Annotated in this window: 19 protein-coding genes; 4 read left to right on the top strand and 15 right to left on the bottom strand. The window is 35.2% G+C overall.

Annotated features, from left to right (window positions below; genetic code table 11):
* Nucleotides 1-5: 5 nt before the first annotated feature.
* From J7E44_RS05770 to tsaE, 6 genes are all read right to left on the bottom strand, one after another.
* On the bottom strand, nucleotides 6-395 hold the full coding sequence (locus J7E44_RS05770; RefSeq protein WP_214826460.1) for a hypothetical protein: 390 nt from the start codon (nucleotides 393-395) through the stop codon (nucleotides 6-8).
* Between the two features lie 108 nt (nucleotides 396-503).
* Entirely contained in the window at nucleotides 504-1,214 is a 711-nt protein-coding gene (locus J7E44_RS05765; RefSeq protein WP_214826459.1) for a LytR/AlgR family response regulator transcription factor, read from the bottom strand.
* Nucleotides 1,192-1,962 (bottom strand): histidine kinase, encoded by a 771-nt coding sequence (locus J7E44_RS05760; protein WP_214826458.1) that lies wholly within the window; start codon nucleotides 1,960-1,962, stop codon nucleotides 1,192-1,194. The genes J7E44_RS05765 and J7E44_RS05760 overlap by 23 nt, the downstream gene beginning before the upstream one ends.
* A gap of 25 nt (nucleotides 1,963-1,987) precedes the next feature.
* Nucleotides 1,988-2,359: a hypothetical protein gene (locus J7E44_RS05755; RefSeq protein WP_214826456.1), complete on the bottom strand. Its 372-nt coding sequence runs from the start codon at nucleotides 2,357-2,359 to the stop codon at nucleotides 1,988-1,990.
* Nucleotides 2,359-3,552: an alanine dehydrogenase gene (locus J7E44_RS05750; protein ID WP_214826454.1), complete on the bottom strand. Its 1,194-nt coding sequence runs from the start codon at nucleotides 3,550-3,552 to the stop codon at nucleotides 2,359-2,361. Before J7E44_RS05750 ends, J7E44_RS05755 begins: the two co-directional genes overlap by 1 nt.
* A 70-nt stretch (nucleotides 3,553-3,622) precedes the next feature.
* The gene (tsaE, locus tag J7E44_RS05745; protein WP_214826452.1) at nucleotides 3,623-4,030 is read right to left on the bottom strand and encodes a tRNA (adenosine(37)-N6)-threonylcarbamoyltransferase complex ATPase subunit type 1 TsaE; all 408 of its coding nucleotides are present in this window, start codon (nucleotides 4,028-4,030) and stop codon (nucleotides 3,623-3,625) included.
* Nucleotides 4,031-4,225: 195 nt separating this feature from the next.
* On the opposite strand from tsaE, the gene dnaG reads away from it, so the two are divergent.
* From dnaG to J7E44_RS05730, 3 genes are all read left to right on the top strand, one after another.
* Nucleotides 4,226-6,208 carry a DNA primase gene (gene dnaG / locus J7E44_RS05740; protein ID WP_214826450.1) on the top strand — a complete coding sequence of 661 codons (1,983 nt, stop codon included), beginning with the start codon at nucleotides 4,226-4,228 and terminating at the stop codon, nucleotides 6,206-6,208.
* A gap of 119 nt (nucleotides 6,209-6,327) precedes the next feature.
* Nucleotides 6,328-7,014: an ATP-dependent Clp endopeptidase proteolytic subunit ClpP gene (gene clpP, locus J7E44_RS05735; protein WP_214826448.1), complete on the top strand. Its 687-nt coding sequence runs from the start codon at nucleotides 6,328-6,330 to the stop codon at nucleotides 7,012-7,014.
* Nucleotides 7,015-7,403: 389 nt separating this feature from the next.
* The gene (locus J7E44_RS05730) at nucleotides 7,404-8,669 is read left to right on the top strand and encodes an esterase-like activity of phytase family protein (RefSeq protein WP_214826446.1); all 1,266 of its coding nucleotides are present in this window, start codon (nucleotides 7,404-7,406) and stop codon (nucleotides 8,667-8,669) included.
* Between the two features lie 151 nt (nucleotides 8,670-8,820).
* On the opposite strand, the gene tpiA is transcribed toward J7E44_RS05730, so the two are convergent.
* From tpiA to J7E44_RS05700, 6 genes are all read right to left on the bottom strand, one after another.
* Nucleotides 8,821-9,579 (bottom strand): triose-phosphate isomerase, encoded by a 759-nt coding sequence (gene tpiA, locus J7E44_RS05725; protein ID WP_214826444.1) that lies wholly within the window; start codon nucleotides 9,577-9,579, stop codon nucleotides 8,821-8,823.
* A 13-nt stretch (nucleotides 9,580-9,592) separates the two neighbouring features.
* Nucleotides 9,593-9,997 carry a hypothetical protein gene (locus J7E44_RS05720; protein WP_214826442.1) on the bottom strand — a complete coding sequence of 135 codons (405 nt, stop codon included), beginning with the start codon at nucleotides 9,995-9,997 and terminating at the stop codon, nucleotides 9,593-9,595.
* A gap of 3 nt (nucleotides 9,998-10,000) precedes the next feature.
* A complete protein-coding gene (locus tag J7E44_RS05715) occupies nucleotides 10,001-12,127 on the bottom strand; it encodes a S9 family peptidase (protein ID WP_214826440.1) in 2,127 nt (708 codons plus the stop codon).
* A 33-nt stretch (nucleotides 12,128-12,160) separates the two neighbouring features.
* On the bottom strand, nucleotides 12,161-12,511 hold the full coding sequence (locus J7E44_RS05710) for a TerB family tellurite resistance protein (RefSeq protein WP_214826438.1): 351 nt from the start codon (nucleotides 12,509-12,511) through the stop codon (nucleotides 12,161-12,163).
* Nucleotides 12,512-12,589: 78 nt separating this feature from the next.
* A complete protein-coding gene (locus J7E44_RS05705) occupies nucleotides 12,590-13,699 on the bottom strand; it encodes a BT_3928 family protein (RefSeq protein WP_214826436.1) in 1,110 nt (369 codons plus the stop codon).
* 1 nt (nucleotide 13,700) lies between these two features.
* On the bottom strand, nucleotides 13,701-14,267 hold the full coding sequence (locus tag J7E44_RS05700) for a DUF1599 domain-containing protein (protein ID WP_214826434.1): 567 nt from the start codon (nucleotides 14,265-14,267) through the stop codon (nucleotides 13,701-13,703).
* Nucleotides 14,268-14,448: 181 nt separating this feature from the next.
* Between J7E44_RS05700 and folP the strand changes: the two genes are divergently transcribed.
* Nucleotides 14,449-15,282, top strand: coding sequence for a dihydropteroate synthase (gene folP / locus J7E44_RS05695; RefSeq protein ID WP_214826432.1), 834 nt, complete (start codon nucleotides 14,449-14,451; stop codon nucleotides 15,280-15,282).
* A gap of 379 nt (nucleotides 15,283-15,661) precedes the next feature.
* Here folP and J7E44_RS05690 read toward each other — a convergent pair whose 3' ends face one another.
* Genes J7E44_RS05690 through J7E44_RS05680 form a run of 3 tightly spaced genes read right to left on the bottom strand, consistent with a single transcriptional unit; the run spans nucleotide 15,662 to nucleotide 19,804 of the window.
* Nucleotides 15,662-17,131 carry a M28 family peptidase gene (locus J7E44_RS05690; RefSeq protein ID WP_214826431.1) on the bottom strand — a complete coding sequence of 490 codons (1,470 nt, stop codon included), beginning with the start codon at nucleotides 17,129-17,131 and terminating at the stop codon, nucleotides 15,662-15,664.
* A gap of 11 nt (nucleotides 17,132-17,142) precedes the next feature.
* Entirely contained in the window at nucleotides 17,143-17,379 is a 237-nt protein-coding gene (locus J7E44_RS05685; protein ID WP_214826429.1) for a hypothetical protein, read from the bottom strand.
* 10 nt (nucleotides 17,380-17,389) lie between these two features.
* Nucleotides 17,390-19,804, bottom strand: coding sequence for a hypothetical protein (locus J7E44_RS05680; RefSeq protein ID WP_214826427.1), 2,415 nt, complete (start codon nucleotides 19,802-19,804; stop codon nucleotides 17,390-17,392).
* Nucleotides 19,805-19,894: the final 90 nt, after the last annotated feature.

The following is a 19,894-nucleotide window of genomic DNA, read 5'->3' as shown; positions in this document are numbered from 1 at the left end:
AAAATCTATTTTAAAGAATATCCTAAGCCAATACCCACTTTCCAGCTTCCATTTTGTGTGGAGGTCTTGGTGTTATAATACACAGGAATCTGAAGGGCTATTTTTTTATAGACAAAGGTAAGACCTGCTCCAAGATTGGGAGTGATCAAATTGTTTTTTGTGCCTTCTGACTTGTCTTCTTTTATTCTCAGGGATGGAAGCATTCCCAGGATAAATTTTGTGTTGCGCCAGGTAACATTGATATTAGGCCCTGTAAAGTTGATGAATGCCCCATGATCTACATATCCTGCTACTGCCACTCCGTCAAAAAATGCTGCTTTAACTTTAGGAGCAGATTCCTGAGAAAAGCAAAAGCCGGATATGAGAATTCCACATGCATAAAGAAGTCTTTTCATTATCAAATCATTTAATCAGATGCAAAAATACATCGACAAAACGTTTTAAATAGGGACTTGTAATGAAACGGCTGAATTCTGCAGTGAAAACCAAATTCTTTGAAAGATCTACTTTCCAAACATTTCCATTAAAGAATTTTTGTAGGTATCTCCAATTTGCAGTTTAAGGAAATTATCGTCTTCTGTTTGCATCGTTGTAATAATTTCGTTGGTTGAAAATACTTTTATGGCAGACAGTGCAATGATCTCTTTTTTGTTAACCTGGGCAAAACCTTTAGGGGGAAGCATTTCCAGGAGATTTTTGAAATTAAGGTTTTTCAAAACGATATTCGTACCGTCATTGAGGACAATATCCTTATCGCGGCTGTCAATCTCGGACGTTTTGATATAAGCGATCTGTTCCGTGAAAATAATGGTTTTCCCAATATTGGTATTCCACTCGATAAAGTCTTTTTTCTGTGGAGCAGCAACCAGTTCTTTTGCTTTTTCAAAAGCCTGTATCAGCCTTTCTTTTTTGATCGGTTTCCGTACATAGTCCACCACATTAAGGTCAAAGGCTTCAGCAGCATATTCCTTATAAGCAGTGGTAAAAATGATTTTTTTTGAATCAGAGATGAGTTCCGCTACCTGGAGACCTGTCATTCCAGGCATTTCAATATCTAAGATGCAAACATTGCAATCGATGGAGTTGATTTCACTGAGAAAGATCTTAGGGTCGTTGAACGCCTTTACGACCTCTACATTATCGATCTGTTCGCATAGAAGTTTTAAATAACTTATTGCCAGCAATTCATCATCAAGAATAACGCATTTTATCATAGAATTCTCCTAAATTGATTTGTAATTCTGCGGTGAAGATACCGTTTTTTGAACTTTTATGAAGCTGATAGTGGGTATTGTAAATCATTTTCAATCTCTGATCTAAAGACTGACTTCCAAAACCGCTTTTTTCTTTTTCTAAAACCGTTTTCAGGGAAGCTTTATTGCTTACCTTCATTGTATAGATACCATCTTGAAGCTCCAACTGAATGGATATAAATGAATCCTGAGCTAAGAAATCGGTGTGTTTAAAAGCGTTTTCAATAAGATCAACAGAAATGAGCGGGGCAAAAACCTTCTCCTCAAAAATACGATCCGATTTATCGATTTTAGATTTAATCCTAAAGTCAAAAAGAGGGTTGATTTTGATCTTATTGATTTCAATAAGGCTCAATGCAAAAGTGAGCTCTTCCTTCGGGCTTACAAATTTGTTGTTGCTTTCATATAAAATATAATCCAGGACGTTCGCCAACTTGTCCAGAGACATGTAGGTCTGATAGGCATGTGACTGAACTGAATTAAGGATGTTTTTAAACAGGTGCGGATTAAGCTTGGTGCCGATATGTTCCAGCTGGACCTCATTCAACCGTTGTTCGATTAATTTATTGGTTTCAGAAAGTTTGGTATTCCGCTGTTTGTATTTTTTATTCTGACCAAACAGATAAATGCTTACCGTAAGAAAAAAGAAAATGGCAAAAACTCCAATGAATATCAGATAATCATGAATCATATAGTAGTTGCCGTCCATTACCGTTTTCTTTGAATATAAATGTTTATTTCAATTTTTTCAGGCTGTTCAACATAAGGGTTTCCTCACATTTTTCGTACTCTATTTCGTAGGTAGGATTCGTTTCAGGATAAACCAAAATATAGCTCGGACAAGGTTTCTTCTGAGCGTGGCTTCTATCAAAATCCACCTTTCCTTTAGTGATGATGCTGTCTTTTAAAAACTTTTCATCAATCTTATAGGTTTTCATTTCAGTGGTGAAACTTTCAGAATACTTAAAATCCTTTGAAAGTGATTCAGCGATCACACGGCTGTTGGGTAGATAACCTGTACAGCTTGCGCCTTTCTTGTTTAAAATAAAAAATACAATGATAAGCCCCGGAATAAGGCCTACTAAATAGAACTTCAGTTTTTTCATTAGAAAATTAAAAGATTGATATCATGATAAGTAAGTCCGAAACGGTCGCAGATAATTTTTTTGGTGTGTCTTCCTTTATACATATAAAGACTCTGCTTCATTTCATTTTTGCGGATCAGCATGTTTTCGAAACCACCTTCTTCGTCGTAATTTAAAATATAAGACAGGAAGAAATTAGAAATAGCCTTTGTCGTTGTTCTGGGCATTTTTGAAGTCAGGTTAGGAAGTCCGCAATGGATAACACCATGTTTGATAATATAAGGCTCTTCCATAGTAGTAAGCTCTGATGTCTCGATTACTTTACCATTATCAATCGTAATATCAATGATCACACTCCCTTTTTTCATTTTCATCACCATATCTTCGGTAACGATAGGCTGCATATTTAATCTTGGAAGCGCTCCGATCACTACATCGGCACGTCTTAATGCTTTACCAAGTTCTTTAGGATCGATAATAGAGGTCGGAACTCTGCTGTCAACTATCGTGTGAAGTCTTCGTAATTTTGAAAGTGAGTTGTCAAAAACCCTTACACTTGCTCCAAGTCCGATGGCAGCTTTTGTAGCAAATTCACCTACGATTCCTGCACCGAGAATAAGAACCTCTGAAGGTCGCACCCCAGTAATTCCACCTAACATTAATCCATTGGACAATGCTAGTAATTCTGAAGCATATAATATAGAAACAGTTCCGGCAATTTCACCTACCAATCGTACCAAAGCAAGCTGTTTATATTCATCAATGATAAACTCGAAAGCTATAGCATTGATTTTTTTCTCAGCCAGTTTTAAGAAATATTCTTTTTCTCTTAAATTAATCTGAAGAGCAGAAACCAGATAGGTATTAGGCTTCATAAAATCAATTTCCTCCTCTGTAGGTGGATTGATTTTTAAAATTAAATCCTGTCCGAAAGCTTCTTTAGGATCCGTAGTGATCTTTGCCCCTGATTCAGAATACTGTAAATCTGTAAAAAAAGAACCTTCTCCGGCTCCGGCCTCAATGATGATCTCATGACCGTGATCTACCAATACCTGTACTGCATCTGGTGTTATACAGGTTCTTCTTTCGTGAAGACACGTTTCTTTAGGAATACCAATGCTAAATTGTTTGCCCTTTTTTATAACTTCCAATTTTTCCTCTTTCGGCATTAATTCTTCTTCAGTAAAAGGAGTGAAAATATTTGTAGTACTCATTCTTTACATTAATTATGTCTTACAGATAATTGTTTTACAATGAAATTTAGTAAGCAAAGATACATAATATTTACTCGAATGTAATTTCTCTGTTTTCTCCGGTATTCAGAATGCTCATACTATGATATTTTAAACCATACAGCTCTTCTTCATACACTTCAGGCCATTCTATAATACATAAAAAAGCATTGTCAAGATATTCTTCAATACCAATATCGTAAACCTCTTCAATATTTTTTAACCGGTAAAGATCGAAGTGATATACCTTACCTTTCGGTGTATTGTATTCATTGACGATAGAGTAAGTAGGGGAGTTAACCTCATCCTTACTTCCCAGGTTTTTAAGCAAAAACTGGGTGAACGTTGTTTTTCCGGCTCCCAGATTTCCTTTTAAAAGAAAGATGTTATGCTGCAACTGAGGGACGATCTTCTCGACAATGCCCTGCCAGTCTTCGAGACTTTTTATATGAAATTCCATGAAAGTAATTTGTTGCAAAAATAGGAATTTTTGGATTGTTTAGATGTGATAGAATGACAGCGTTTTAAGGTTTGAAAGCAGTAGATAATAATGGAAAGTTAATGACAGGGTTTAAAGATTGAATTTCGATTAAACTAAGTCTAACATCTAACTTCTGATACCTAACATCTACTTAAATTTCCTTATTTTTACATCATGATTTCCAAACAGACCATAGATAAGATATTTTCCACGATCAGGGTAGAAGAGATTGTAGGAGAATATGTGCAGTTGAAGAGGGCAGGGTCGAATTACAAGGGGCTCAGTCCCTTTCATGAAGAAAAATCTCCCAGTTTTGTTGTTTCTCCCAGTAAGCAGATCTGGAAAGATTTCTCAACCGGAAAAGGAGGAACTGCGATTTCTTTCCTTATGGAAATCGAAAACTTTACCTATCCTGAAGCACTTCGCCATGCAGCAAAGAAGTATGGAATTGAAATTGAAGAAGATCAGCGGGAGTTTTCTGAAGAAGCTAAAAATGCACAGTCTGAAAGAGACCTGCTGTATAAAATTCATGAAGTTGCGAATGATTATTTTCAGAATTTTCTTTGGGAAGCTGAAGAAGGTAAATCAATTGGTTTTGCTTATTTTAAAGAGCGTGAACTTAAAGATGATATCATCAAGAAATTCCAGCTTGGATATTCTCCGGAACAGAAAAATGCTTTTACAGCGTATGCTTTAGAAAAAGGATATGCTAAAGATATTTTAGAGAAATCAGGACTTTCAATTTTCCCTGAAAATGCTCCGAATGGTATTGACCGCTTTCGTGAAAGAGTAATTTTTCCTATTCATAGTTTTTCAGGCCGGGTACTGGGTTTTGGAGCAAGAATTCTTAAGAATAATGTTAAAACAGCCAAGTACCTCAACTCTCCGGAAACCGAGATCTATCACAAATCAAATGTTCTTTATGGTTTAAATCAAAGTAAACAGGCGATTTCCAGAAAAAACATCTGTCTTCTGGTAGAAGGATATATGGACGTGATCTCACTTCATATGTCGGGGATTGAAAATGTAGTGGCGAGCTCAGGAACTTCTTTGACGACGGAACAGATCAAACTCATCAAAAGGCTTACAGAAAATGTAACCATCCTTTTCGACGGAGATAACGCAGGGATTAAAGCCAGTTTCCGAAGCATCGATATGTTGCTTACGGAAGGAATGAATATTCGTGTATTGTTATTCCCGGAAGGGGATGACCCCGATTCTTTTGCCAGAAAGCATCCGCAGGATTATGTGGAAAAGTTCATCGAGAATGAAGCGATGGATTTTATTGATTTTAAAGCTGAAATACTTTTAAAAGAAGCAGGAAATGATCCCATTAAAAAGGCTGAAGCAATCAGGAATATTGTAAAATCAGTAGGATTTGTTCAGAATGCTCTTAAAAGAGAAGTTTATTTAAAAGAGGTTTCCAATAAGTTCGGACTTTCTGAACAGAGTTTATTTAATGAGCTGGATGTTCAGCGTCAGATCACTCAGAATCAAACCCAGCACGTTCAGCAACAGAAGGAACATACTCCCATAAAGATGGATCTTGTGCCTCTTGATGAAGACAAAGGTGATCCCTTTTTATATGATGTCCTGTTTATGGAAAGTAAACTTGTTGATCATATGCTGATGTTTGGCGATATTGTTTTAAAACGAACTGATGACAAGGATCAGGAGTACCAGATTACAGTGATTGAAGAGATTCTTCATCATTTTGAGGAAGAACAATATGAGTTTTTAGTGAAGGGAAATGAAATCATCATTAATCAGGTAAGAGAGGGGATTCAGCAGGATGAGCTTAGAAGTGGAAACTTTTTTGTAACTTTTATGAACGAAGAAATTACGGCTAAGGTTGTAGATGCATTGATTCCTTTAGATGAGCTTGAAGATTGGGCCTCCAGAAATATTTTTCCACCCAATTATGGTGATAAAGTGGCAGAGCAGATCAAAGGAGACGTATTATTACATAAATACAGATATATCGATTATCTGATCAAAGAAACAGCAAAGGAACTTGATCAGCATAGTGGTACTGATGAAGAGAAATATTTTGAGTTGATTAAAAAGATCACCTTACTGAAACAGGCTTCAATGAAACTCAGTGATATGATCGAATATTCACCTATTAAAGGTATTTATAGAGACCGAAAGAAGTAATATTCAGACAAACTGTAGATGGATAGATGAGGTATTCCTGACAAAAAGTCCTATAAAATTTTAGGAATAAAAGTTGTAATTTAAACTTTAGAAAAATTTAAAATAATACCAATAGAAATATGGACATTAAAAAAGAATTCAGAGATTTCTCTGTAAAGCATTTAGGAAACAGCGGTTTGGTTACCGATCAGTATATGGGAATGTATGGTCCAACAAATCTTACACCTTATATTATGGAAGAGAGAAGATTAAACGTTGCTCAAATGGACGTTTTCTCTCGTTTGATGATGGACAGAATTATTTTCCTGGGAACTGGAATTGATGATCAGGTGGCTAACATCGTAACAGCACAGCTTTTATTCTTAGAAAGTGCTGATCCTTCAAAAGACATTCAGATCTACATCAACTCTCCTGGTGGTAGTGTATATGCCGGTTTAGGTATTTATGATACCATGCAGATCATTAAACCTGATGTAGCAACGATCTGTACGGGTATTGCTGCTTCAATGGGAGCTGTATTATTGGTTGCAGGAGAAAAAGGAAAACGTTCTGCTCTTAAACACTCAAGAGTAATGATCCACCAGCCTTCAGGTGGCGCACAAGGTGTTGCTTCTGATATGGAGATCAACTTAAGAGAAATGTTGAAATTAAAGCAAGAGCTTTATGACATCATTGCCGAACATTCAGGACAAACGTATGAGTGGGTTGAAAAATCTTCTGACAGAGATTACTGGATGACTTCTGAAGAAGCTAAAAACTTCGGAATGGTAGATGAGGTTTTACAAAGATCTAAAGAGAAGAAATAATTTTCTTAAAATACTAATGAAAGCGTGCCAATAGGTGCGCTTTTCTTTTTTAGGGTTTCAATTTACTGAGAGATATTCGATTTACCGTCAGTTCGAGTGTTTTTCGTAATACAGGATGTAATCCTGCGAACGTAGTTCAGGAGAAAAATATATCGAGAACATTATTCTACTCAAACCACCAAAGCCACAAAAGTTTTTAGAATCTTCTATTTTCACTGCAGAATACTGTATAAGAAGTATATACATAAGTTTCTAAAAAATCTTTGATTTCTTCGTCGAATCTCCGATTTCAAGACAAAGGAAATTAAGCAATATTTAAAATACAATTATCATTCAATTCAAGATAAGTTCACACTTGCTGTTTACATTCGCAACCATAAAAAGCAAACATGAAAAAACTTCTTCTTTCATCTCTTATCCTTGGTGTTTTATGGTCTTGCAATGATAGTGACGATATTGTAAGCAATCAGGATATCAATTATTCTAAACTACCTCAGGAATTTCCTTTTACCACAGTAGCTACGGTAAATGGAGTAGCGGTTATTAACGGCGGTTTTGGTTCTGGTGCCACAGCCCACCCAACCAGAAAAGGAGAATTTTATGTGATTACGGATCGTGGTCCCAATACAGCCTATTTGGATGGGATAAAATTTTTGATTCCCAACTTTACACCAACAATAATGCATTTTAAGATCAATGCTGAAGGAAATATTGAGGTTATTAAATACATCAAACTTAAGAATCCTTCCGGGCAGCCTATCACCGGGCTTCCAAATCCTCAGGGAATGGGAAGTACAGGTGAAATTGCTTATGGTGTTAATGGTAATGTTTTAGGGACGGATAATTATGGATTAGACAGTGAAAGTATTGTGGCTGCGCCTGATGGTACATTCTGGGTTTCTGATGAATATGGTCCTCACATTGTGCATTACAATGCAGATGGTGTTGAAATGGAGCGAATCAGCCCGATCGGAGTGAATACAGGAAACAGAAAACTGCCTGCCGTATTTGCAAAAAGAAGACCCAACAGAGGGATGGAAGGCATGTGTATGACACCAGACGGAAAAATGTTGGTGGGCACTATGCAGTCAACGATGTATGTTCCTACAAAAGTTTTAGCGACCAATACTACTTTAACGAGAATCGTAACGTTTGATCTTGCAACGGGACAGACAAAACAATACTTATACAAACAGGATGGCGGAGCTTCTGATTCTGTATGCGACATTACAGCAATTAGCAATACTGAGTTTCTAGTCATCGAAAGAGATGGAAAATTTGGATCACAGGGCGGGTTGAAAAAAGTATACAAGATTAATCTGACAGGTGCATCAGATGTTAATGGATCTGATCTTGCAGCTGTTGATGGATTGAAAATTAATGGAAAAGCTCTAGAACAGTCAACGTGGGCTGAGATTGCATCTGCTGGATTGCAGCCTGTTTCTAAAGCACTGGCGGTAGACCTGGTTACAAAAATAGGTTATGAACATGATAAATTTGAGGGAATAGTTTATTTGGGAGGAAACAAGCTTGCTGTTTTCAATGATGATGATTTCGGTGTTACCGATGATGGAAACGGAAATCCAAAAGCTAAGATTCTACCAAAAACAGGAAAAGTAGATAAAGGAACGATGTATGTTGTCGATATTCAATAATTAGATTTTTTAAAAAAGAAAAGCGGCGGAATGAAATTCCGCCGCTTTTTATTTCTGTGATATTTTTCAATAGGAGTGGGCTTTAGCCCTTTTTTTAATTATATATTCCAATGGCTTTAGCCAGGACATATAATCTTACCTAATATCTATACTAGTTAAAAGCCTCAATAATTTTAGAGAAATCTTCTAGCTTTAAAGCGGCTCCACCAATTAATCCACCATCAATATCCGGTTGAGAGAAGATCTCTTTTGCATTATCAGGTTTTACAGAACCTCCGTAAAGGATAGAAACTTCATCAGCTACTTCCTGTCCATATTTTGCTGCAATAATACTTCTGATATGAGCGTGGATCTCCTGAGCCTGTTCAGGGCTTGCTGTTTCTCCTGTTCCAATTGCCCAAACAGGTTCGTAAGCGATGACTACTTTTTTGATTTCTTCAGCAGAAAGTGTAAACAAAGCAACTTCAGTCTGGTTTTTAACCACTTCAAAATGTTGTCCTGCTTTTCTTTGCTCAAGAGTTTCTCCGTTGCAGTATACAGGGATTAAACCTTTATCTAGTGCTAATTTTACTTTTCTGTTACAGTGTGAATCAGTTTCCCCATGGTATTGTCTTCTTTCAGAATGTCCGATTAAAGAACCGGTTACATCAATAGATTCCAACATATCCGCAGAAAGTTCTCCCGTGTAAGCGCCACTTTCATATTCACTCATATCCTGGGAGAAAACACCTATTTCATCCTTTTCATAGATGTCTTTTGCCATCATAAGATACAAAGATGGCGGTGCAATCCAAATCTCACAATTGGTCGTATTAGTGTTTTTATAGCTTAGTAATTGGATCATTAATTGCTGAGCATCAATTACATTTTTGTTCATTTTCCAGTTTCCTGCAACTATTTTTCTTCTCATAATTATTCTTATTTTAATCTTCTTCTATTTTAGTATCAGTGAATGTATAAGTAGTATCTTTTTTACCCATTAATTCGACTGATTGAAAGTTGACGTCACCATTATCCAGTACCTTATAATTATATACATCAGTGACATTGTCATATTTATGAAGCTCATAATATTTACCCTCTTTAGTCCACCAGGTACCATTTTCGGTCTCCTGAGTTACATTGCCATCTTTGTCAATGGCAACAAACATAAGTATACTTTTTCCTTTTTCAAGTCTGCATGAAACCCAATATTTTGAAAAACCTTCTACTTGTTGATTGCTCTCAGAACCTTTATAGCATCCTATCATGTTAGGATCAAAATCCTTTTGTTGGGCTGTTATCCCTATTCCCACTAAAAGTAGAGATAAGGTAATAAATTCTTTCATAAATTATTTGTTAATTCCTTCTAGTTTAAACATAAAAGCATAGACCAAAGCAGTATCCTTCAGGTAATCAAACCTTCCTGATGCACCACCATGACCATAAGCCATATCTGTTTTTAAGAACAGTATATTTTTATCGGTTTTCATATCCCTTAATTTAGCTACCCATTTTGCAGGCTCAAAATATTGTACCTGAGAATCATGCAAACCGGTTGTTACCAAAAGATTAGGGTAATTTTTCTTTTCTACATTTTCATATGGAGAATAAGATTTCATGTAGAAATAAGCTTCCTTATTGTTAGGATTTCCCCATTCATCATATTCATTGGTTGTCAATGGTATGCTTTCGTCAAGCATTGTGTTCACTACATCTACAAACGGAACATGAGCAATTACGCCATTCCATAAATTCGGACTCATATTAGCGATAGCTCCCATTAGCAAACCTCCTGCACTTCCTCCTTGAGCATACATATGTTTTGGAGAAGTGTATTTTTCTTTAACTAAATATTCTCCGGCATCAATGAAATCAGTAAAAGTATTTTTCTTTTTCATCATTTTACCGTCTTCATACCATTGTCTGCCCATTTCCTGACCTCCACGGATGTGTGCCATCACATAAACGAAACCTCTGTCTAAAAGACTTAGTCTGGGGCTGCTGAATGATGCATTCGAAGAGTTTCCATAAGAGCCATAAGCATAAAGCAATAAAGGACTGTTTCCGTCTTTCTTAAATCCTTTTTTGTAAACAATGGAAAGAGGGATCTTAGTGCCGTCTTTTGCTGTAGCGAAAAGTCTTTCAGTTACATAATTTTCTTTATTATAACCTCCCAGAACTTCCTGTTGTTTCAGTAATGTTCTTTTTCCGGTTTTAAGATCCTGCTCAAATTGAGAATTGGGTGTGATCATAGAGGTATATCCGAAACGGAAATTGTCTGTATTATATTCTGGATTTCCTGAAGGAGATACTGTATAAGTAGGCTCATCAAATTTCACAAACTCCTTTTTACCGGTTTTTCGGTCATAGATCACCAGTTGGGAAAGTCCATTCTGTCTTTCGCTGAAAACCAGATAGTTTTTGAATTCACTGATTCCCTGCATCAGTACATCTTTTCTGTGTGGGATGAAATCTTTCCAGTTTTCAACACCTGTTTTGTCTAAAGGTGTTTCTACGACTTTAAAGTTTAAAGCATCTTTATTCGTTGTGATCAGGAATTTATCTTCTAGAGGAGTTACATCATACAATACATCCTTTATTCTTGGCTGAAAAACTTTAAATGTTCCATTAGGATCAGCAGCGTTCAGGTATCTTGTCTCAGATGAAGTGGTTGCTGCAGAGTAGATCATAATGAATTTTTCATTCTTTGATTTTCCTACTCCGATATAATTGGATTTGTCTTTTTCTTCATAAACCACGACGTCCTTGCCTGGATCCGTCCCCAATGTATGTCTTTTGATCTTTTCAGATAATAAGGTTACCGGATTGTTTTCAGTATAGTAAATGGTCTTATTGTCATTAGCCCATACGGCATCACCTTCGGTATTTTTAATGCCAAGATCTACAGTTTTTCCTGTTGAAAGGTCCTTTAAAAACAATTTATACTGTCTTCTTGAAACATCATCTACACCGTAAACTAATTTAGTGTTGTCCGGGCTTATACTAAATCCTGAAGCAGAATAATAAGGATGACCTTCTGCTAGCTGATCTACATCCAGTAGAACTTCCTCAGAGGCTTTTAGATTTCCTTTCTTTCGGCAATATTTGAAATACTGTTTTCCTTCTTCAGTACGGGTATAGTAATAATATCCGTTTTTGAAAGAGGGAACAGACTCATCTTTTTCTTTGATCCTGGATTTCATTTCCTGAAAAAGCTTATCCCTGAAAGGTTCTGTATCTTTCATCATCCCCTCCCAATAGGAATTTTCTGCCTTTAAATAATCAACAACTTTCGTTGAATCTTTTCCTTTCTTGAAATAGTCGATCATCCAGTAATACGGATCATTTACTTTATCACCATGTATAGTCCTAATATGTTCCTTTTTTTCGGCAATAGGAGCTTTAAGGTCAGGAAATTTTTGAGATTGAATTGTGGAAGCACTCATGATTAATAATCCTAGATAAAATTTTTTCATGTTAATATTTTGTTTTTTTGTGTGTCTTGGTGCTTAGCTTAAATGCCACATATTCTTTAAAAGCTTATAGAAAGTATGCTCTTCGTCGGTTACTTTGTTGTCAGCTTTTATAAGTGTTTTGGCAAATTTCGCAAATTTTACGCGCTCCTCTTCCGTAGAATCATCATGAAAACAACGTGCGTGGAATTCGAAATGATCTTTCCATTCTTCAGGTTGAAGTAGAGCAATCGTTTCCAATTCATTGTCTAAATTCATTTTAAATGGAAATTCATCAGCTAAATATTGTTGAACAAGCATTCCTTCTTCAGGAGCAAATTCTCCGTCTACAGAAGATAGAATCATTAATAGGTGGTATCCGGCGATTGATTTATTTGATTTTTGCATTTGTTGAGTTAAAGTTTAGTGTTTAAAGTTGAATGTTGGTGATGAACACTTCATGTATTTCATTATTCATCGTATTATTTATTTAATATAATCTTTTGCAGGCTGTTTGTCTACAATTTTTCCGTTTTCTAATATCACTACGAATGGATTACTTCTGGCAATCGTTTTGATGGCTGTTCCATCCATCATTACATTCTTAATCGTTTTGAATGTACTGGGCTCTGTTGAAACACCATAGATTAATGCGCCTTTTTGAGCGTTCACTTTGGCTTCAATTTTTTGAAGTAATTCCGAAGAAACTTCTTTCGGGTGATAAGAGAATACTAAAATTGCTTTAGGAGCTTTAATAATTTCATCCGTAACCTCAAGTCCTGTCGGGTCTTCAATTTTAAATTTAACAATTTCAGATTTATAACCTTCTTTTACAAGAATAGATTCGTTCTTTCCCTCCTCAATTTTCCACGGTGACCCTTCAGCCCAATATTTTGTTTCTTTAATGTAATCATCCTGATTTACCTTTAAAACTTCTCCCGTCTTTTGGTTTTTAAGAGAGTAGAATGTTTTGTATTCAGAAGGGTTTTTATTGATTTTTTCTTTTTCACTCTTGAGATCTGTACCTATTTTATAATCCCGGAAATCGATCGTAGGCTCATGCATAAGTCCTTGTGCCATAATATAGATCATAACAAGAGCGAAAGCGCCTAAAATATAGTATTTATATTTTGCAGGAGATTTTTTTACAGTATTGCTATATTCATCTTTTTTAACGAACTCTTTTCTGTATAAAACAAACAGAATAATAAGTCCTACCAGAAGTACAACATCCTTAACAAAGCTCTGCCAAGGAGTAAATTTTATAGCATCCCCAAAACATCCGCAATCTGTTACTACATTAAAGTAGGCTGAATAGAATGTAAGGAACCCAAAGAATATACAAAGTACAATTAATGCTGATAAAGTGAACTTGAGTTTTAATTTTATTAAAAGCATAAATCCAAGGAAAAGCTCCAGGACGACCACAATGATAGAAAAGAGTAAAGCAAACTTTTCCAGAAAAGGCATATTGAAAACAGAGGGTGAAAAGTATTCTTCCATTTTAAAGGAAAAACCTACCAGATCCACTGCTTTTACAAAACCTGAAAGGATGAAAATAACAGCAATAATAAAACGAAGTACACCTTTGATCATTTTAAATAGTTTTAGGTTCGAAATTGTTTTCTTTTTCAGAGAATTTTATAAGGCAGAAAACAGCATAATTCAACATGTCAAAATAGTTGGCATCCAAGCCTTCAGAAACAATCGTTTTTCCTTGATTGTCTTCAATCTGTTTAGTTCTTAAAACCTTTTGATAAATCAGATCCGTAATTGAAGAAATTCTCATATCTCTCCATGCTTCACCATAGTCATGGTTTTTTCTTTCCATTAATGCCTGAGCCTCAGATGAATATTTATCATAAAGACTTAGAATTTCTTCATTGTTTTCGTTGAAATCATTAGAAAGACCTTTTTCAAGCTGAATAAGTCCGATAATGGAGTAGTTCACGATCGCGATAAATTCATCTTCTTCACTTTCCTCTATCATTTTTTTATCAGTCATCTGCAGGGTACGGATCCTATTGACTTTAATATAAATCTGATCCGTAATTGAACTTGGTCTTAAGACCCTCCATGCTGCACCGTAATCCTGTAGTTTTTTACTGAAAAGATCGCGACACTGACTGATAATTTTCCCGAACTGTACTGAAGTTTTTAACATAAATTCTCTTAATAGCCCAAATATACAAAATTAGGTATTAGGTTGCAGGAATTAGGTTTTAGTTTTTACTTTTGTACAACATAAAATAGTGTGTGATTATTAATGTTTAAAATATGAAATTTTAACAAAATACAATTGATAATCAGACATCATATCAACTATAACGTATCAATTATCATTTATGAACAATCACTCCATCAACTGTAACGGTAAACTTATAGATTTAACGAGCCCTAAGATTATGGGGATTTTAAATCTTACTCCAGATTCTTTTTCTGATGGCGGGAAATTTAATAATGAAAAATCGGCTTTAGAACATGCTGAGAAATTGCTAAAAGATGGTGCAGAATTAATTGATATAGGTCCTCAGTCGACTCGTCCAAATGCAGAGTTTCTTAGTAGTGATGAGGAGATTAAAAGATTAGGAAACCTGATTTCTAAGATCAAAAAAGAATTTCCGGAAGCATTGATCTCACTGGACACATTTTATTCTGAAACCGTAAAATTTGGCTTTAATGAAGGAATTGATTTGATCAACGATATTTCAGGAGGTCAGTTTGATGGGAGGATGTTCGACACCGTGGCAGAAACTCAACTTCCTTATCTATTAATGCACGTAAATCCTTCTTATGAAACAATGCATGACAAAAAGAAATTTGAGGATATTACATTGGAAGTCAATAGATATTTTAGTGAAAAGACAAATGAACTTTTACAAAAAGGGGTAAAAGATATTCTTTTGGATCCAGGTTTTGGTTTTGGGAAAACGGTAGCAGATCAAATGAAAATGCTTGATGAAGTAGAATTTCTTGGATTTGGAAAATTCCCTCTGTTAATTGGTATTTCAAGAAAGTCTTTTATTTATAAACCACTTGGAAAATCTCCTTTGGATATCAATGAAGAAACACAAAAACTACATTTAAAAGTTTTAAGACAGGGAGCCAAAATCCTCAGGGTACATGATGTTGCGGAGGCAAAGAAAACACTGGAGGTGTTCTTGCATGGAAATTACTGATAAAAGATTTGGTTAATCGCAAAGGTGCAAAAGTTTTTTTAAAAGCGCCAGAATTTTAGTGTCGTCATTGCGAGGAGTGAAGCGACGAAGCAATCTCTCACAAATTGAAGCCGTTATTGTAAGGGATTGCTTCGCCTTTAGCTCGCAATGACGAAATCTGAATGATCTATAGTTAAAAATAAAACCACAAAAGTCATAAAAGTTTTTAAACACTTGAGTTATTTTAAGTACCAGAATGATGCATAAGAAGTATACATAATTTTTTTTTAAAATCTTTGATTTTTATGATTGCTTGAATTTTAAAAGGTGTTATAAAAAAAACTTTGCGTTGAAAAAAATCCAGCGCAAAGTTTTCAAGCTCTATTTTCAAGCCAGTATTTTATCTTTCCAGTGTAAAATTTGGGATAAGCTTAGGGCGTTCAGTTTCATTGGCAACTTTCCAAGAAGTTCGGTACATCCATTCCGTCATTTTATATAGTTTTTTGTAATTAATATTTTCCGATTCGTCCTGTGGTGTGTGATACTGATCATGTAAAACACTCGTAAAGAATATAGCCGGAATTCCAACTTTAGCATACGGAAGATGATCACTCCTAAAATAGAAATATTCCGCATGGCTGGGAGAGTCCCAGTCTTTAAGATATCTGAATTTTGTGCTTTCATTATTGGCATCTTCAGCCATTTTTACCAATTCTTCAGAGTTTTTGTGTGGAGCATTTCCGCCTAATAAAGCAGCTTCTTCAAGGCTGTTTCTTCCGATCATATCACCATTTAATACAGCAACAATCTGCTCTTTTGGAACAACAGGATGCGATGCATGCCATCTCGATCCCAGCAAACCTCTTTCTTCGGCACCATGGAAAACAAAAAGAATACTTCTCTTACCAGGTTGTTTTTTATAAGCCCTTGCCATAGCTAATATAGCGACACACGTGCTGGCATTATCATCGGCGCCATTGTAAATGGTGTCGTTTTTTACAGGATGCCTGATTCCATCATGATCCTGATGTCCACTCATTAAAACATATTCATTTTTCAATTTAGGATCTGTTCCTTCAATTTTCCCGATTACATTAACAGAAGGGTATTTATAAGTTTCAGTGATCAGGTTTATGGAGATCTTAGGGTTGTTTTTCACCCAGTTTGCATTTTCTCTTTTGATCCATAAAACAGGAATATTATTAGTGATGGTTTCTCTCAACCCCTCAACTCCGTAGGAACCTCTCGTCATTTGAGGAAGAATTTCTACCCAACTTTTTTCCGAAGTATCATCAGTGATGAAGATAATGGCTTTAGCACCAAGGCTCAGTGCTGTGTTGTAATATTTTGTTCTTACAAATCCGGGATACCTTCTTACAAAAAGGGTCATTTCCTTTTCAATATTTTTATCAGATGCATTTACAGCAAGAACTTTACCCTTAAGATCGAGTTTTGATAAATCTTCAGGTTCTGTATTTCCGGCATATACAATATCAGTATCCAAATTAGCATTTACGGGTTCAGCAACGAGGAAATCTTTCCATAATTTTAAAGTCGTGTTACCTATTTTTACAGTACTTTGAGGAATGACCTGATGTCTGTACATATCAAAATACTGGAAAAAAGTTCCATTGTCACCCGCAGGAGCCATTCCTGCCTCTTTAGCTTTGTCAGCAAGCCACATCGAAACTTTAAGCTCATTTAAAGTTCCTGCCTCACGTCCCCAAAATTGGTCAGCAGCCATTTCGTACATATCTTTTTTAATATCCGACTCTTTAATAGCTGATACCAAAGGTTTTTTGTAATTCTGGCCGTTTGTGAAACTGATGATAAATAAACCCAACAGTGAAAGAAGATAGTTCTTATTCATAACTTTTAATGTTAATTCAGATTGGATAATTTCTCAGAAAACTGCTTCGAAAATTCTTTTCTGTCCTCTTCCAGTTTCTCTTTTTCTGCAGGTAGAATATAGTTAAATAAGACCTTTTCTTCACGGTCGATAAAAATGATTTCTTTTTCTTCTCCATCGATCATTTGTAAGAATATCTCCCACATAGAAACGTCTTTTAATCGTAATAACTCAAAAAAATCGTCTGCTTTTATTTCTATTTTTTTCATGTCTTAATTATTAAAATTCCAATAGCTTTAATTTAAACTGTACCGCAAAATTTTGCTTAAAATTGGAAGTTGTATAATATCCAACTCTATAAAATACTCCTAAATTAAAATAACTCGAAAGGAAGTTATTCCATTCCAAACCTACTTCCTGATACAAATGGTCCAGCTTTTTGAATCTGAAATCATGATATTCAGGATGTTTCATATCTCCGATAGTTCCTCTTAATACAAAGTCGAAACTGGAAACATTTTGTCCGATACTTTTTAAATAAAACGGAAGTTTATGGGTAAAGTAATAGGCAATAAATTTATCGTTGTAATATTTTCCACCTTCCAATGTGGCAAAGCCCAGATATGAAGTAAGGTTAAAATTGATATCTCTGCTCGGAGAGGCAAGACCATTCATGGTGAAATTTTTCCAGATCGGAGCTTCTCCCAAAACCAATCCACCATATAACCTTACGCCAGTTGTTCCTAAAACAGTTTTAAAGTTGTGAACAAAAAGCGCATCAAAACGGGTGTAATTGAAGTCACCACCTAAAACTTTATAACTCTGTTCATAATTAAAATAAAGTTCAGGATATTTCTGATCGATAATAGATTTGCCTTGAGGCGTCATAATATTCGTGGAATTCGGAGAAAACTTTAAGGTAAATAAAGTATTGAAATTTTCAAACGAGGAACCGCTATTTCTGAATTGATAATCGAACATGGCCTGCTCAAAATTTCTTCTCGCGGCAAAAACCAGGGTAAGACCATTGGTGACGTCATTTAAGTAAGATAGGGAAGCTCCTCTAAAATGATAATACCTGTCATTATTAAGGTTGTTCCCGTAATTCATCATTCTCATTTTGAAATTCCAGAGCCTTCTGTAGAATTCGCCAGAGGCTGTTACATCATTGTAGTATTCAATTCTGAAAAATGAGTTTTTTTCCAATGTGGTCTTCATATCAAGACCAATTCCGTATTTCCATTTATCATCCTTGAATCCATAGGCAAAATAATAATCCGGAGAAAAATAAGGATTAAAAGTTTCGTTCAATTTAGCTTTTAAGCCCAGTCTGAAACCTTCATACAAGTTATAATTTACAATTTCGTCCACCGCAAAATCAACAATACCAACTCTAATTTGCCCATTGATAAGTCCTGTTAGTATTTTCGCTTTGTTATCGATATTATAAATTTTCCCCAGGCTGTCTATCGTCGTATAAGTATTTCTTTCCCGTTCTGTTAAAGAATCTGTCCTGTATTGATCCAATGATGTTCCGTCAGAATTTTTTACAGAGAAAGTATAACCTTTAAAATCTTTGGAATTTTCCTCAATAGGAGAGTTGAAGTCGAAATATTTTGAAGTCAGAAAAGCATACGTTCCAAAACTATTTTTAGATTTTTTGAGGGAATCATTATCATCATTTTCTTTACCTTCATCTTTCATCGCCATTTTACTCATTCGAAGTTTTACCTTTTCATGAGCTAAAAACCACTTGTTATTATAGAAGACCCATGTACTCGTAATAATCCCATCGTTTTTATTTTTACTGATATTTTCAATTTTCTTAATACCATATGTTTCGGTATCTACATAAATTGCTCCGTTATACTTTCGCTTTTTATCCGATTTTTTATAATTCACTTCACGAAAACGGATCACAAAATTCTTTCTGCCATCCAATTCGATCGTATCAGTAAGAAAATACCTGTATAAACCTCTGTTTTCCTGTTTGATCTGATTCGGAATGCGGTCCCTGTTACTTTGTTGTAGGGCGATCATTTCATAAATAGGTTGCTTAAGCCCTGAGATCCTGTTATCCAGAATATTGATCTTCTCCCCATATTTTTTTGAATACATAAATTCCTGAGCCCTTTCCCAAAGGAACAGTTTGCTTTTTGAGAATATCTTTCTTGCAGAAATGTTGTTCAATGAATCTTTCTCCCTTTTCTTTTTAAAAAAATTGGTGTCATTAAAAAATTCATTAAACTGAGAAATGCTGTCTTCATCAATATCCAAAGAGACCTTCTCGTAGGATTTGTAAGCATAGGAACTTAGACTTTTCGGAGAATTGTCTTTGAAATATTTATTGACCTTATTAAGGATTTCCAATGCTCTCGGATCACTCTTGTCTTGTAGAATAACGGTTTCAATAGCCGTAGTTTTTGAAGAAGTTTTAAGAAGTGAAACCTGCATACGATCTTCTACCAAAGCAATCTCATTCTGGTAGTGATTTGCCTGAATTTCGACACTCTTGCATTTAGTTTTAAATTCAAAGGTACCCTTTGAGTCTGTTTCTCCCAGAAGCTTATTGTCACAAAATACTTTTGCATTGGAAATAGGGAGTTTGTCTACTTCGTCTATGACCTGGATTTTTGATTGTGAGTAACCAAAAATAAACGTCCAGAAAAATATAATAAATAGAACCCTTTTCATGAAATAAATGTAATCCAAAATTAATGATATTTCTTGTTCCGAAAAAGTTTTGTTATAGTTATTAATATAATTTTCATCTTGATTTACAGG

It is taken from the genome of Chryseobacterium sp. ISL-6 (genome assembly GCF_018613715.1).
Classification (GTDB): domain Bacteria; phylum Bacteroidota; class Bacteroidia; order Flavobacteriales; family Weeksellaceae; genus Chryseobacterium; species Chryseobacterium paludis.
Note: the sequence above shows the minus strand (reverse complement) of the source record. Positions and strands in the feature narration are given on the sequence as shown.

Excerpts from the sequence above, each read along its gene's own strand:
- J7E44_RS05770 (WP_214826460.1), bottom strand. The coding sequence starts at position 395 with ATGAAAAGACTTCTTTATGCATGTGGAATTCTCATATCCGGCTTTTGC.
- J7E44_RS05765 (WP_214826459.1), bottom strand. The coding sequence starts at position 1,214 with ATGATAAAATGCGTTATTCTTGATGATGAATTGCTGGCAATAAGTTAT.
- J7E44_RS05760 (WP_214826458.1), bottom strand. The coding sequence starts at position 1,962 with ATGGACGGCAACTACTATATGATTCATGATTATCTGATATTCATTGGA.
- J7E44_RS05755 (WP_214826456.1), bottom strand. The coding sequence starts at position 2,359 with ATGAAAAAACTGAAGTTCTATTTAGTAGGCCTTATTCCGGGGCTTATC.
- J7E44_RS05750 (WP_214826454.1), bottom strand. The coding sequence starts at position 3,552 with ATGAGTACTACAAATATTTTCACTCCTTTTACTGAAGAAGAATTAATG.
- tsaE (WP_214826452.1), bottom strand. The coding sequence starts at position 4,030 with ATGGAATTTCATATAAAAAGTCTCGAAGACTGGCAGGGCATTGTCGAG.
- dnaG (WP_214826450.1), top strand. The coding sequence starts at position 4,226 with ATGATTTCCAAACAGACCATAGATAAGATATTTTCCACGATCAGGGTA.
- clpP (WP_214826448.1), top strand. The coding sequence starts at position 6,328 with ATGGACATTAAAAAAGAATTCAGAGATTTCTCTGTAAAGCATTTAGGA.
- J7E44_RS05730 (WP_214826446.1), top strand. The coding sequence starts at position 7,404 with ATGAAAAAACTTCTTCTTTCATCTCTTATCCTTGGTGTTTTATGGTCT.
- tpiA (WP_214826444.1), bottom strand. The coding sequence starts at position 9,579 with ATGAGAAGAAAAATAGTTGCAGGAAACTGGAAAATGAACAAAAATGTA.
- J7E44_RS05720 (WP_214826442.1), bottom strand. The coding sequence starts at position 9,997 with ATGAAAGAATTTATTACCTTATCTCTACTTTTAGTGGGAATAGGGATA.
- J7E44_RS05715 (WP_214826440.1), bottom strand. The coding sequence starts at position 12,127 with ATGAAAAAATTTTATCTAGGATTATTAATCATGAGTGCTTCCACAATT.
- J7E44_RS05710 (WP_214826438.1), bottom strand. The coding sequence starts at position 12,511 with ATGCAAAAATCAAATAAATCAATCGCCGGATACCACCTATTAATGATT.
- J7E44_RS05705 (WP_214826436.1), bottom strand. The coding sequence starts at position 13,699 with ATGATCAAAGGTGTACTTCGTTTTATTATTGCTGTTATTTTCATCCTT.
- J7E44_RS05700 (WP_214826434.1), bottom strand. The coding sequence starts at position 14,267 with ATGTTAAAAACTTCAGTACAGTTCGGGAAAATTATCAGTCAGTGTCGC.
- folP (WP_214826432.1), top strand. The coding sequence starts at position 14,449 with ATGAACAATCACTCCATCAACTGTAACGGTAAACTTATAGATTTAACG.
- J7E44_RS05690 (WP_214826431.1), bottom strand. The coding sequence starts at position 17,131 with ATGAATAAGAACTATCTTCTTTCACTGTTGGGTTTATTTATCATCAGT.
- J7E44_RS05685 (WP_214826429.1), bottom strand. The coding sequence starts at position 17,379 with ATGAAAAAAATAGAAATAAAAGCAGACGATTTTTTTGAGTTATTACGA.
- J7E44_RS05680 (WP_214826427.1), bottom strand. The coding sequence starts at position 19,804 with ATGAAAAGGGTTCTATTTATTATATTTTTCTGGACGTTTATTTTTGGT.